This window comes from Marinobacter iranensis (assembly GCF_029207565.1).
GTDB classification, from domain to species: Bacteria; Pseudomonadota; Gammaproteobacteria; order Pseudomonadales; family Oleiphilaceae; genus Marinobacter; species Marinobacter iranensis.
On the sequence record NZ_JANCMW010000005.1, the window covers coordinates 231853 to 245537 of the forward strand.

Consider the following 13685-nt stretch of genomic DNA (forward strand, 5'->3'; position numbering starts at 1 on the left):
ACCTATATCACGATCAGTTCGGCCCGAAGAGCGCCGGCCTGTTTAAGCGCTTCCAATACTGCCATGACGTCACCGGGCGCCGCACCGACCTGGTTCACCGCCTGGACTATTTCATTCAATGTGACAGCCGGGCCAAACTTGAACATCCTTGCCGGTTCTTCGGTAATGGCAATCTGCGTATTGGGTTCAATAACGGTTTCGCCATCGGTGAAGGGGTTCGGTTGATTGACTTCGGGATTCTCCTGAATGGTCACTGTCAGGTTACCGTGGGTGACCGCCGCCGGGCTGACCTTGACGTTCTGCCCCACCACAATGGTGCCCGTGCGGCTGTTAATGACCACCTTGGCGGCATCCTGTGCCGGATCGACATTGATATTTTCAAGGATCGAAAGGAAGCTCACCCTCTGTGACGGATCCCGGGGCGCCTTCACGGATACGGCCGTGGCATCGTGGGCATAGGCCATGTCGGGGCCCAAATGGCCGTTAATGGCCTCCACCACGCGGCGCGCAGTGGTGAAATCCGGCCTTAACAGGTTGAAGGTAATGGTGTCGCCACGGGAGAACGGTGAGGTCACTTCCCTCTCAATAGTGGCCCCATTTGGAATACGGCCGACGCTGGGAACGTTAACGGTGATTCGGGAGCCATCCGCACCCTGGGCGCCAAAGCCACCCACCACAAGGCTGCCCTGGGCCATGGCGTATATCTGGTCGTCAGCACCTTTCAACGGCGTCATCAGCAGGGTTCCACCACGCAGGCTGTCGGCATTACCGATGGACGACACGGTGATGTCCATTGACTGACCGGGCTTGGCAAACGGAGGCAGGCTGGCGGTAACAGTCACCGCTGCCACATTCGCAAGGTTGGGGTTCACTCCCGGTGGCAGGGTGATGCCAAACTGGCTCATCATGTTACGGAAGGTCTGGTTGGTAAACGGTGCCTTGTCACCAGTACCATCAAGGCCCACCACCAGGCCGTAACCCACCAGTTGGTTGCTACGCACGCCCTTGATACGCGCCAGGTCCTTCAGGCGGTCCGCCAGCACCGGCGCAGCGATAACCGACAGCGCTAACACCATTATGCCGAATCTCAGCATTTTCATAGCGGAAACCACTCACTGTTAAAGAATCGTGCCAGCCAGCCCATTTGGTTGGCCTGGTCGAAATCACCGGTACCGCCGTAGGCGATGCGGGCGTCTGCAATACGATTGGAAGCAACGGTGTTATCCGGTGAGATATCCTCCGGGCGCACAAGCCCGGTCAGACGGATGTATTCATCGCCGTTGGTCAGCGACAGCCATTTCTCACCACGAATATGCAGAACGCCATTTGGCAGCACTTCCGTGACGGTTACGGTGATATTACCGTTCAGGCTGTTGCTCTGGTCCGCTTCCGCCTGGCCCTCGAAGTCGCGCTCCAGGTTAATGTCGGTTGCCAGGCCAAAGTTGCCATTTCCCAGAATTTGCGGATCCAGCATGGAGATTTCATTGTCCTTGGTAATACTGCTCTCGGCGTTCTTGCTGGCACGGGTGGACTCCTCAAGGGTCACCGTAAGGATGTCACCGACGTTCAGTGCCACGGTATCCCCGTACAGGCTGTAATTGCGGGAAGACTGGTAAATGGCACCCGATTCGGGATCCCGCTGCATCATTACTTCGGCACGCACCGGAGCGTACTGCGGGTCGTCCGGAATGGCGCGGGGCCGGCTCATGGCGGTACAACCCTGGAGGACGACAAGCGCTATAACGAGGGCAACGGTGCCGCCGTGGTGCCTGAGTTCTCTGTGATTGAAAATAATGGGTGTCATGGTATCCCCTTCCTGCCGTCCGCTACCGGTTAACCAATGTTGTTGGTGATGAACTGCAGCATCTGGTCGGTGGCAGAGACTACTTTCGAGTTCATTTCGTAAGCGCGCTGGGTGGTGATCATATTGACCAGCTCCTCCACCACTTCCACGTTGGAAGCCTCGACCATGCCCTGCTCAAGAGTGCCCAGGCCGCCGATTCCGGGCTCACCTTCCGCGGGATCACCGCTGGCATTGGTTGCCTTGTAGAGGTTGTTACCGATCGCCTGCAGACCCTGAGGGTTGATGAAATCCACCAGGGTAATTTCACCAAGGTTGATCGGCGCCGCCTGGTCATCGGTAACCGCAGACACGGTGCCATCCTTACCGATGGTGATGTTGGTGGCGTTCTCCGGCACGTTGATGTTCGGCTCAAGGGTGTAGCCATCCGGGTTCACGATGTCGCCATCGGAGTTAAGCTGGAACTGGCCATCTCGGGTGTAGGCAATCTGGCCATCCGGCAGCAATATCTGCATAAAGCCCCGGCCATCCACGGCCATGTCGAGTGGCTGCTCAGTGACTTCCAGGTTGCCCTGGGAGAACTGCTTGGCAGTACCAACGATGCGCACACCGGTACCCAGTTGAAGGCCGGACGGCAACTCCGAATTCTGGGTATTCAGACCACCGGGTTGCCGGTCGATCTGGTACAGCAGATCCTGGAACACGGCCCGGTCGCGTTTGAAACCGGTGGTGTTCACGTTGGCCAGGTTGTTGGAGATCGTGGCCATGTTGGTGTCCTGCGCGCTCAACCCGGTTTTGCTGACCCAAAGTGCTGGATGCATGTCATCTACTCCTTGCCGGGACTGTCGGGAGGCGGCCGATTCTTGCCGCTTTCGCGCCCGCCCGGGCGATGTTCGAAAGGTTTATCAGAGATTCTGCAACAGTCGTGCCGAAGCCTCGGAATTCTCATTGGCGGTGGTCATTATCTTCACCTGCATCTCGTACTGACGGGACAACTGCAGGTTTGAAATCATCTCTTCAACCGCATTCACGTTCGAGCTCTCCAGGAAGCCCGATACCACCCGCATGTTGGCGTCGGGAGGTTCCGGGCCATCCAGCGCCTGGTCGGCCTTGCGGCGAATAAAACCGTCTTCACCTTTTTCCAGTGCTTCGGAGGGCGGGTTCACCAGTTTCAACCGGTCCACCTCAACCAACTGGTCCGGTGGGCCACCGACAGGAACCACCGATATGGTTCCGTCCGCGCCGATTTGCACGTTATCGAAAGGCGGCAACGCGACCGGCCCGCCATTCCCCATCACCATTTCGCCGCTGGAGAGGCGCATCAGGCCGTTTACATCAATCTGCATGCTGCCGGAGCGGGTGAAGACTTCCTCGCCCTGCTGGTTCTGCACCGCCAGCCAGCCATCGCCTTCAAGTGCAACGTCCAGCTTGCGGCCGGTGTCCATAAGCGCACCGGCGGAGAGGTCCGTGCCGGGCCTTTCGGCCATGGCGTAGGCCCGTGTGGGATGGTGTTCACCGAAAACCGGCATGCTGCGGGCCTGAGCAAAATCCCGCTTGAAACCGGTGGTACTGACGTTAGCCAGGTTGTTGGCGTGGGCGCGCTGGGACAGCATGTTCTGCTTGGCGCCGGACATTCCAATATAGAGGGCTTTGTCCATGGGAAAACTCCTGCCGGAATATTGACTGTTTCCAGTCTTTCCAGTGTTCTAGCAGGAGTTGTGCCATGTTCAGCTTTCAGGGTTAGCGAAGGTTGATCACCGTCTGGGTAACGGCGTCGGAGGTCTCAATGGTCTTGGCGTTAGCCTGGTAGTTCCGCTGGGCAATGATCAGGTTCACCAACTCCGCGGACAGGTCCACGTTGGACTCCTCAATGGAACTGGCCTTGATTGATCCAAGCGTGCCGGTATCGGGTGCGCCAACAATTGGCTGGCCGGACTCGAAGGTTTCAACCCAACTGGTGTCACCGACCGGTGACAACCCGTCTATATTATTGAAGGCGGCAAGTGCCACCTGCCCCAGGGACTTGGACTGGCCATTGGTATAGCGGGCAAACAGGACCCCCTGGTCAGACACATCCAGCCCGGACAGCCGGCCAGTTGCATAGCCGTTCTGCTGCTGGTCGTTCACCCCGAATTCACTGCCGTACTGGGTGGTATTACCAAGGTCCAGCACGAACGCAGAGGTGGTGGGCGGTTCCGGGATAGGGGTGGTGATGTTGTCACCCGGGCCCGGAGGACCATCCGCTCCATTGGGGGTACCGTCCGCATCTTTCGGGGTCCAGTCATCCACCAGAATTTCACCATTGGGGTCGCCGTTCACTGACGCCAGGTTTCCATCCTGGTCAAACCGTGCCAGATAGGGGTTCTGATCAGTACCGCTGACGTACTCACCATCAATCTGCAGGTAGACAGACCACTCACTCACACCCACACCGTTACCCGGCGATGGCTGTTTGACATAAAACTGGGTTATCTCATGAGAGTTGCCCAGGCTGTCATAGATGTTGGTGGAAGTCGCATGGTTATAGGTACGCTGGTCCAGCGGGTTGAACTGATTGGTGATTTCGATGTTGCGCGCGTCCCAGGAATCCGTGAGATTGGTGGCACCGCTGGTTGAAGCGATGCCCGTAATCTCCCGGTCGGCTTGCGGCCTGACCGTGCCAACCGTGGTTTCATTTGCCTGGTTCGGGCCATCACTGGTGAAGCCAGCGGTCAGGTTGTTACCACGGTTATCGATCAACCTCAGGTTGCCACCGGTTATCGACGCCGAGATGGTCGGTGCCTGGGCATCATTAATCGCATTCACCAGGGAAGCGGCATCTGTCACACCCGTGGTATCCACCGGTACGGAGACCCCACCCACAGACAGGTCAAAGCTGAAGTTGCCAGCCGCAATAGCGGCGTTCAGGTCTGCTTCCGACATGCCTTCATAGGTTGTGGTTGCGGAGGCGGAAAGCCCATCCTGGCCGTTCAGTGCATCGACCACATCGGCAGCCGAGAAATTGGGATCAGGAGGGGTGCCGGCATTAACGGGTACACTCACCACGCTGCCATCTTCGTAGGTAATCTCGAAGGTTTCAGAGGGAAAACCGGTTGAGCCGGCTGGCGCCGTAAAGTCGCCCATATCCGCCACCCGGCGTTCCAGAACCGTTTCGCGGGAATCCAGGTTCAGCTCGGAGCGCAGGCTGGTGGTACGACGAGGTGAGAGATTGCTGGTTTCAACCCGGAGATCCCCGCGAACCCCGGACAGGTTGCCGCCATCATCTGCAGTGTAACCCTGAACACGCATGTTTTGGTTATTGATGACGAACCCTTCTTGGTCAATATTGAACTGGCCTGCACGTGAATAGCGGATCTCACCACCGTTGTTAAGAACGAAAAAGCCATCCCCGTCGATCGCCATGTCAAGGCCGTTGCCGGTGCCGCTGATATTACCCTGGCCGAACGACTGCTTTACGTCCTGAACCTTCACGCCATTGCCTACCGATGTGGATCCGGAACTCAGGAAACCACTGGAGTAGAGATCGCCAAACTGAGCTCTACTTCCCTTGAAGCCAACCGTGCTGGCGTTGGCAATGTTGTTACCGGTGACTTCAAGGTCAACCGATGATGCCCTTAAGCCGCTAAGACCTATGTTGAAAGCCATACTTCACCTCGTGCTGTTTCGCCGGTATCAATTAATCTGTTGAACATCCGACATGGCAATCGAGCCCATGCCAGCAAGGTTCAGGGTAATGCTGCCGCCCTGGCCCAGGGACACGCTGTCCACGTTGGCGCTCACCATGGTGCCCAGTTGCTCAAGCCCGCCGGGGTAGGAAGCCTCTGCCACCACCTTGTAGCGGCCGGGTGGCAAACTGTTGCCGTTGCCATCCTTGCCATCCCAACTGAACGCGGCCAGGCCGGGCTGTTGTTCACCCATATCAATCTGTCGTACCCGCTCGCCAGACTCATTCTCGATGGAAATCCTCAGCCCGGAGGTTGTGGCCGGAACCGCCACATTGCCGGAAATTTCACCATCATCGCCCAGGACACCAAAAGAAGACGGAGCCAGCACGGTACGGCCCACCATTGCAGAGGCCTGCAACGCCTGCGTGGAGCGGAACTGGCTGGTCATATCATCCACGCTGCCGGAAAGGCTTTGAATCTCCTCCAGCGAACTGAACTGGGCCAGCTGTGAAATGAACTCGCCGTTGTCCTGCGGTTCAAGGGGATTCTGGTTCTTGAGCTGCGCAATCATCAGCTCCATGAACTCGTTCTTGCCGAGCTCATTGCTGCCATTGTTTGTCTGTTCCTGCTGGACGCGATATTTGCTCAGCACATCCGAGGCGTCTGCCGGGTTAACTACGCTCATGATTCAATCCTCGCTCGGTTACTGCTGACCCAGGGTCAGGATGCGCTGCATCATGGATTTGGCGCTGTTCATAATGTCCACGTTCATCTGGAAACTGCGCGACGAAGACATCATGTCGGCCATCTCTTCAACCACATTGACATTGGGGTAAAACACATACCCGTCTTCGTTGGCCGCCGGATGATCAGGCTGGTAGCGCATCTGCAACTCGGCATCGCTCTCGACAATGCCTTCCACCCGCACGCCTGCACCGGCGCCTTCGTCGCTCCCGAAAGCCATGCCCTGCTGCGACGGGTTCAACATGGATTGCTGAATGGCCGCGAAGACTGGTTTACGGGCACGGTAGGTCTGGTCCGTGCTGGAACTGGCAGTCTCGGTGTTGGCAATATTGGACGCAGTGGTGTTCAGCCGCAGCGACTGGGCTGTCATACCGGAACCGGCGATGTCGAAAATACTACCCAGGGACATGGTGGTGCTCCTCAATTAGTGGCTGCGCCCGGCTTATTGGCCAGAGAGTGCCTTTTTGATACCCGAAATTTTTCCATCCAGGAACTGGAAGCTGGCCTGGTAATCCATGGCATTGCGCATGAAGCGGGCCTGCTCCTGCTGGGCATCCACGGTGTTGCCATCAACAGACGGCTGGTGTGGGACCCGGTACAGCAATTCGCTGTCCATGCCCATGGAGGACGTATCCATGTGAGACTCGTGGGTGCGGGTCATCCCGACGCCACTCATGCTGTCCTGGGCTTTTTGCATCATCGCCTGGAAGTCCACATCCCGCGCCTTGTAGCCCGGAGTGTCGGCGTTGGCGAGATTGTTCGCCAGCACCTCTGCACGTTTAACCCGGCCTTCCAGGGCGTGCTGATGAATGCCTAATGCTTTGTCCAGGGAAATTGCCATAACGCCTCCGATTCCTGCACACGGCGTTGACTTGTTTGCCGGTTGTGCGTTCTTGAAGAGGTGTCTGCAATCCCAATGCCAGTTTTCAGGAGTTGTTGCGGGGTGCGGGCTGGGGCGAAAGTGCCCGCCACGCGGCAGGAAAAACAGGGGCAAAGCGGCAAGGGATTTCCCCCGCCGTGAGCGGCAGGGGCAATCAGCGGCAACTACCCTGGCCAGCGGCTGACGAAATCGTCCGGGGCGGGTCTCGGTACCTCTGGCTTGGGTGAACTCACACTACCGGTATAGAGGAAGCCGGTAATAATCTCATGGTCAGCCAACCCCAGGCCTCTAGCGATATCCGCGTTGTAAGCCATGGCGCCGGTACGCCACATACCGCCGAACCCGGCAGACTCCAGCGCCAGCAGCAAATACCCCATACCCACGGCGGCCGACATGGTCTGCTCAATCTCGGGTACCTTGGGGTGGGTCTGGTGGGAGGCAATGCCAACGATCACCATGGGAGCCCGCTGTGCCTTCTTGCGAATTTTGCTTCGCTCTTTTTCCGACGCGCCGTCGTCCAGTGTGGCGGCAAACAGATCACCGAGTGCACTCAATGCGTTCTCACCCTCGATAACCAGGTATCGCCATGGCCTGAGCAACGCATGATCCGGAGCCCTGGCCGCACAGGCGAAGGCTTTATCCAGGGTTGCCTGGTCCGGTGCCGGGGTTGTCAGGCGTGACTCTGAAGACCGTTTCAACAAGGCATCCATTACTGCAGTCATATCATCTCGCTATGGTCGGAATGGTTCCGTCAGTTCGGGCCTAAACGCTCGTATGAATTGTGAGGCAGATAGTTTACTGTTAGTCTTTAGTCTAAGTACTTTCCACGATGAATAAGTACTCTCTACCTCAAAAAACGATAAATGAGCCGGTAGACGCCTTATGAGCCAACAGCAAACGTTCCGCAGTTTCGCGGAATTCTATCCGTACTATCTCGAAGAACACAGTGATGCAAACTGCCGCAGGCTTCACTTCGTCGGCAGCCTCCTGGTCATCCTTGTTGCACTCTACGCCATTGTAACGGCCAAGTTCCTCTATTTGTTGCTTCTGCCGGTCATTGGCTACGGGTTTGCCTGGGTTGGCCATTACGGTTTTGAGAAAAACCGGCCCGCCACCTTCAAATATCCACTCTATAGCCTGATGGGCGACTGGGTGATGTTCAGGGATATGCTGATCGGGCGGATCCGTTTCTGAAATGATGAGCGCACCGATCGACCTGCGTAATGCCAGCTCCAGCGCCGGCAAGTCCGCTGTGCTGGATTCGCAGAACAACCCGATCGCCATCCCGCCCATGCCGGACTACAGCGGCAGGATACTGGCATACACCGCAACGGCCGGGATCATCATTTCAGGCGTCCTTCAGGACGTTTTCGGACTGTGGATGTTGTGGTTACTCGCCGGCGCCCTCACCTGGCCACACATCGCCCATCAACTGACCCGCAAAACCTTCCTTCGCCATTCACCCCGCATACGCCAGAAAATGCTGATGGTGGATTGCGCCATCGGGGGCGGATTCGTGGGCTGCATCGGGCTGATCGCCATACCCTCGGTGGCTGTGGTGCTGATGCTGATGTTCAGTTGCCTGATTGTCGGCGGCATCCGCCAATGGCTGTTCGGCACCATAATCATGGCTGCCTGCGGCGCCATTGGCGTTGCCATTGTGGGGCCCGCCGGGTCTTTTGAGTCGCCGATGATCACCAGCATCATTGCAATCCTCGCCACCGGCCTCTACATCTGTGTCACCGCCTTCTACTCCCATCAGCAGGCCCGGGCCCTGATGATGGCAAAGACCCAGATCCAGAATCAACGAGAACAGTCCATTGCGCTGTCCCACAAGCTGTCCAAGTACCTTTCTCCCCAGGTGTGGCAGTCCATCTTTACCGGTGAGCGGGATGTGCGGCTGGAAACCCAGCGCAAGAAACTGGCCGTGTTCTTCTCCGACATCAAGGGCTTTACCGAACTGTCCGAGGAGATGGAACCCGAAGCGTTGACCGAGTTGCTGAACCACTATTTCAATGAAATGTCGGAAGTGGCCCTCAAGTACGGCGGCACCATCGACAAGTTCGTTGGCGATTCCATTATGATCTTCTTCGGCGACCCCACCAGCCGGGGCCAGAAAGAGGACGCCTTCGCCTGTGTGTCCATGGCGGTGGAAATGCGCAAGCACATGAAGATCATGCGCCAGAAATGGCGTAGCCAGGGCATCAAGACGCCCCTGGAAATCCGCATGGGCATCAGCACCGGGTACACCACCGTGGGCAACTTCGGCGCCGAGAACCGCATGGACTACACCATCATCGGTAAGGAAGTGAACCTGGCCAGCCGCCTGGAATCCCTTGCCGAACCCGGCGAAATCCTGATCTCCTACGAGACCTTCTCGCTGATCAAGGACCGCATCATGTGCCGGGACAAGGGCGAGATTACCGTGAAAGGCTTTGGCCGCCCGGTATCCATTTATGAAGTGGTGGACTTCCGCCGCGACATGGGCCCCAACCGCAGCTTCCTGGAGCACGAGCACAGTGGCTTCGCCATGTACCTGGATTCGGAGAAAATCACCGAGCGGGAACGGGAATCCATCCTCACCGCGCTGGAGGATGCCGCCGAGCGGCTGCGCCAGGAAGAGGATTCCTGACCCGCCCACGATTACTGCCTGATTAACCTCGGCCCTGCCGCGTCTTCCGGCGTCGTACTGCGCCACGGATTGATATCCAGCCCGCCCCTTCGGGTATAACGGGCACACACCGACAACTGTTGTGGCTTGCAGCGGGCCATCAGGTCGGTAAACATCGTTTCCACACAATGCTCATGGAAGTCCTGCTTCTGGCGAAAACTCACGATGTAGCGCAACAATCCTGCCCGGCTGATGGCCGGTCCGGTGTATTCAATCATCACCGTCGCCCAGTCCGGCTGGCCCGTTACCGGGCAGTTACTCTTCAGCAGGTGTGAGCACAGTTTTTCCGATACCACCTCGCCACCGGCATGCAGGCTGTCCGGGTTGTAGTCATAGCCAACGGAATCCACTTCCTCGTCGTCGATCAGCACAAAGCCTTCCGGCCGTCCGACCGCCCTCGCACCCTGGTCGACACTGTGCAGATCCACATGCACGGAGGCACCGCTGGCACTGGACAGGTCCCGGGCAATCACGTCCCTGACCTGGTCAGCGGAAGAAAACACCGTCTGGTTCAGGGAATTCAGGTACAGCTTGAGGGATTTGGACTCGATAATGGACGGCGACGCCGAGGGCACGCGGATTTCCGCCCACGTCACGGCGGGAACACCGCCGGGGCGCAGCCAGGATATTTCCCAGGCCTGCCAGAGATCGTCCCCGAACCAGGGCCAGCGCCCGTCGTCCAGCCCGATGCGGCGGCGGTTCTCGTCCCTGGCCACGGGAAACAGCAATTGCGGATCATAGGCATCCGGGTAGTCGCTGGGTTTGCCCAGCGGGGCATCAATAAGGGCCATGATCAATCCTGGAACCAGACATCAGTGACGAATGCCCTTACCGCGCGCCAGCATGCGCAGGGAAATGGCAGACAGAATGGCAATGAACAGCATAATCATACCAAGGGCAACGTAGGGATTGACATCAGACACGCCCAGAATGCCGTAGCGGAAGGCATTCACCATGTAGAGGATGGGGTTGACCATCGACACGCCCTGCCAGAAGCCCGGCAGCATATCGATGGAATAGAACACCCCGCCCAGGTACGTCAGCGGTGTCAGCACGAACGTCGGCACAATGGAGATATCATCAAATTTGGTGGCCAGCATGGCGTTGATGAAACCGCCCAGCGAAAACAGCGCCGAGGTGAGAAACACCGTGAGGACCACCATCGGTAGATGATGGATCGACAGCTGGGTAAAGCCAAGGGACAGCAGAGTCACGATCAGGCCGATGCCCAGCCCGCGGGCCATGCCGCCGGTGACGTAGCCCGCCAGGATCACCCAGTTGGGCACCGGCGACACCAAAAGCTCCTCGATACTGCGCTGGAACTTCATGGAGAAGAACGACGACACCACATTGGCGTAGGAACTGGTGATCACCGACATCATGATCAGCCCCGGAACGATGAACGACATATAGTCGAAGCCACCCATCACCCCGATTCGGGAGCCGATGAGATTGCCGAAAATAATGAAGTACAGCGTCATGGTGACCGCCGGCGGCAACAGGGTTTGCGGCCATATTCGCATAAACCGGCGGACTTCGCGGACGATGATGGTCTTGTAGGCCGTGAACATTGCATCCGTTCTCATGCGGTTTCTCCCTGTTTCGCAGCGGGCGTGTTGTTGTCCTCCACCATGCGAATGAACAGCTCTTCCAGCCGGTTTGCCTTGGTGCGCATACTCACCACACGGATACCCTTCTCTTCCAGTTGAATGAACATACCGTTGAGGCTCCGGCCCTTATCCACATCCACCACCAGCGCGCCCTCGTCGTCCAGGTGACAGAAGAAACCCTCAAGCACAGGCGCCTCATCAAGTGGCTCGGCGGTGTCCAGCACAAAGGTCTCGGAACTCAGTTGCTGCAACAACGCCCGCTTGCTGGTATGCCGCAGAATCCTGCCATGGTCGATGATGGCGATATTGCGACACAGGGCTTCCGCCTCTTCGAGATAGTGGGTCGTCAGGATGATGGTGGTGCCCTGCCGGTTCATTTCCTCAAGGAACGTCCACATGGAACGCCGCAACTCGATATCCACACCGGCGGTGGGCTCATCCAGGATCAACAGTTTGGGCTCATGTACCAGCGCCCGTGCAATCATCAACCGCCGCTTCATGCCACCGGACAGCATCATTGCCGGTGTGTTGCGCTTGTCCCAGAGACCAAGCTGGCGCAGGTATTTTTCAGCGGATTCCGACGCCTTTTTCAGGGGGAGGCCGTAATAACCCGCCTGGGTGGTCACAATGTCGAATACCTTCTCGAACTGGTTGAAGTTGAACTCCTGGGGCACCACGCCCAGGTTCAGCTTGGCGTCCGAGAGGTGGGTATCGATGTCGGAGCCGAACACGCGGACCTTGCCGGAGCTTTTATTCACCAGCGAGCAGACAATGCCGAGCGTGGTCGATTTACCGGCCCCGTTGGGCCCGAGAAGGGCAAAAAAGTCGCCCTCGGCAACATGGAGGTCGATGCCTTTGAGGGCCTCGAAGCCGTCACCATAGGTCTTGACCAGACCTTCGATCTCAAGTGCGTTGGTCATAATGAATCCGGAGCTGCAGAGGCTGCGGGCGAAAGTCCGCCGCAGACGTTCAGGGAACAGGAAAAAACGAGTGAGTATAAGTTGTGGCCTGGAAAGGAAAATTCAAGTAGCCGCCGACAATCCCGCCAAAAAGACGAAAACCCCAAACTGCGACAGGTTTCCCGATATGGCACCACGGCCCTCCTTATAATGCCGGTTACAACAATTTACAAAAGGTCCTGCAACGCAGACCGAACGCCAGGGAATGTACGCGCTGCCATGAGATCCGCTCACTTCAAATCCGCTTTGCTGCCTCTGATCTCCTTTTTTGCCCTGACCTTTTTACTGACAGGTTGCTTCGGTGGCGACGGCAGCGGTGGCGATGATGGCTCACGCAGGGGCCAGATCATGCCCGCCGGGATTTCCGGGCTCACCTATTCCACCGCCAGCCGCAACGGCACCACCGATGCCAACGGCCGCTTCAGTTACTATCCCGGTGAACGGCTCAGCCTTCGGGTTGGCAACCTCCAGCTTGCGGAAGGCGTGCCTGCCAGGCTTGTGGTAACACCCCTGGAATTCTTCCCGGACCTGCGAGCCGCGCTGGAACTACCCGGCACCACCGCCGAAGGACTGCAGAACCACCGGATTACCGAGCAGCAGTTGCTCCAGAACGTGCCGCTGATCAACCTCACGCGTTTTTTGCTGGCACTGAACTGGAGCCTGAACATGTCCGACGGCAAGGGCATCGACATCCGCGACCGGGTGATTACCCAGTTGAATGCCGCCCTGCCAAACCTGGACGCCCCGATCGACTTCAACGTGCCGGAAAACGAATTCATCGCCGGTGGTGATACGCCCTCCCCGGCCAACCAGTTGCTGACCAGCATCTGTTTCTATCCGGCAGACAACGAGCTTTGTGAAGATCCGCCTACCGAGGAGGAAATCGCCGCAGCCCCCGAACGCCCCGAGGACGAAGACGAGCGGGATGACGACATCGAGTACCGGGAAGACCTGGAAAACAAGCGCGACCGTATCCTGAATGCCGTCCGCGGCCTGGAAGATGTGGACGTCGAAGACGCTGAAGGCTACCTCACACGGGAGCTCGACACCATCAGCACCCAACTGGCAAACCGCTATTACCTGGACGATTACGTGGCCGAGTTCCCCGCTTCGGATACCGCCATCAAAACCGTGCGGGTTCGCAAGATCGCCGGGCAACCCGAGCTGGACACCATAGAGGCCATCAGCACGCGGGAGCAGGACGTGTTTGTACACTCTTTCAGTTGGCAGTCGGCGTCGGTGGAATACTTTGTAGCGGGTGAATCAGGCGGGGAGTCGGAGCTGCTGGTCAACTTCCGTCCGGAAGGCACTTACCGGTGGGTGAAGAAACAGCTCCGGGTGATTATCAAATAGCC

The 13685-nt window shown here is 57.9% G+C and carries 15 protein-coding genes; 3 read left to right on the forward strand and 12 right to left on the reverse strand.

Annotation, left to right across the window (positions count from 1 at the left end):
- Positions 1-2 precede the first annotated feature (2 nt).
- The 9 genes from NLU14_RS10520 to NLU14_RS10560 all read right to left on the reverse strand — a co-directional run bounded on the left by NLU14_RS10520 (position 3) and on the right by NLU14_RS10560 (position 7812).
- Entirely contained in the window at positions 3-1100 is a 1098-nt protein-coding gene (locus NLU14_RS10520) for a flagellar basal body P-ring protein FlgI (RefSeq protein ID WP_275706195.1), read from the reverse strand.
- A complete protein-coding gene (gene flgH, locus NLU14_RS10525) occupies positions 1097-1804 on the reverse strand; it encodes a flagellar basal body L-ring protein FlgH (protein WP_275706196.1) in 708 nt (235 codons plus the stop codon). The genes NLU14_RS10520 and flgH overlap by 4 nt, the downstream gene beginning before the upstream one ends.
- A gap of 29 nt (positions 1805-1833) precedes the next feature.
- Positions 1834-2622, reverse strand: coding sequence for a flagellar basal-body rod protein FlgG (flgG, locus tag NLU14_RS10530; RefSeq protein WP_275706197.1), 789 nt, complete (start codon positions 2620-2622; stop codon positions 1834-1836).
- An 84-nt stretch (positions 2623-2706) separates the two neighbouring features.
- Positions 2707-3459, reverse strand: a complete 753-nt coding sequence (locus tag NLU14_RS10535; protein WP_275706198.1) for a flagellar basal body rod protein FlgF — start codon at positions 3457-3459, stop codon at positions 2707-2709.
- Positions 3460-3541: 82 nt separating this feature from the next.
- Complete coding sequence (locus NLU14_RS10540) at positions 3542-5446, reverse strand: flagellar hook protein FlgE (RefSeq protein ID WP_275706199.1); 1905 nt, start codon at positions 5444-5446, stop codon at positions 3542-3544.
- 27 nt (positions 5447-5473) lie between these two features.
- A complete protein-coding gene (locus tag NLU14_RS10545) occupies positions 5474-6151 on the reverse strand; it encodes a flagellar hook assembly protein FlgD (RefSeq protein WP_275706200.1) in 678 nt (225 codons plus the stop codon).
- An 18-nt stretch (positions 6152-6169) separates the two neighbouring features.
- Positions 6170-6619, reverse strand: a complete 450-nt coding sequence (gene flgC, locus NLU14_RS10550; protein ID WP_275706201.1) for a flagellar basal body rod protein FlgC — start codon at positions 6617-6619, stop codon at positions 6170-6172.
- A gap of 33 nt (positions 6620-6652) precedes the next feature.
- The gene (flgB, locus tag NLU14_RS10555; RefSeq protein WP_275706203.1) at positions 6653-7051 is read right to left on the reverse strand and encodes a flagellar basal body rod protein FlgB; all 399 of its coding nucleotides are present in this window, start codon (positions 7049-7051) and stop codon (positions 6653-6655) included.
- A 203-nt stretch (positions 7052-7254) separates the two neighbouring features.
- Positions 7255-7812 carry a nitroreductase family protein gene (locus NLU14_RS10560; RefSeq protein WP_275706204.1) on the reverse strand — a complete coding sequence of 186 codons (558 nt, stop codon included), beginning with the start codon at positions 7810-7812 and terminating at the stop codon, positions 7255-7257.
- A gap of 160 nt (positions 7813-7972) precedes the next feature.
- On the opposite strand from NLU14_RS10560, the gene NLU14_RS10565 reads away from it, so the two are divergent.
- A complete protein-coding gene (locus tag NLU14_RS10565; protein ID WP_275706205.1) occupies positions 7973-8284 on the forward strand; it encodes an Mpo1-like protein in 312 nt (103 codons plus the stop codon).
- Between the two features lies 1 nt (position 8285).
- Complete coding sequence (locus NLU14_RS10570) at positions 8286-9722, forward strand: adenylate/guanylate cyclase domain-containing protein (RefSeq protein ID WP_275706206.1); 1437 nt, start codon at positions 8286-8288, stop codon at positions 9720-9722.
- 11 nt (positions 9723-9733) lie between these two features.
- Here the strand turns inward: NLU14_RS10570 and queF are convergent, their stop codons facing one another.
- Genes queF through NLU14_RS10585 form a run of 3 tightly spaced genes read right to left on the reverse strand, consistent with a single transcriptional unit; the run spans position 9734 to position 12291 of the window.
- Positions 9734-10552, reverse strand: a complete 819-nt coding sequence (gene queF, locus NLU14_RS10575) for an NADPH-dependent 7-cyano-7-deazaguanine reductase QueF (RefSeq protein ID WP_275706207.1) — start codon at positions 10550-10552, stop codon at positions 9734-9736.
- A gap of 21 nt (positions 10553-10573) precedes the next feature.
- Positions 10574-11347 (reverse strand): ABC transporter permease, encoded by a 774-nt coding sequence (locus NLU14_RS10580; protein ID WP_275706208.1) that lies wholly within the window; start codon positions 11345-11347, stop codon positions 10574-10576.
- Positions 11344-12291 (reverse strand): ABC transporter ATP-binding protein, encoded by a 948-nt coding sequence (locus tag NLU14_RS10585; protein WP_275706209.1) that lies wholly within the window; start codon positions 12289-12291, stop codon positions 11344-11346. Before NLU14_RS10585 ends, NLU14_RS10580 begins: the two co-directional genes overlap by 4 nt.
- A 258-nt stretch (positions 12292-12549) precedes the next feature.
- Here NLU14_RS10585 and NLU14_RS10590 point away from each other — a divergent pair, with 258 nt between their 5' ends.
- The gene (locus tag NLU14_RS10590) at positions 12550-13683 is read left to right on the forward strand and encodes an organic solvent ABC transporter permease (RefSeq protein WP_275706210.1); all 1134 of its coding nucleotides are present in this window, start codon (positions 12550-12552) and stop codon (positions 13681-13683) included.
- Positions 13684-13685 lie beyond the last annotated feature (2 nt).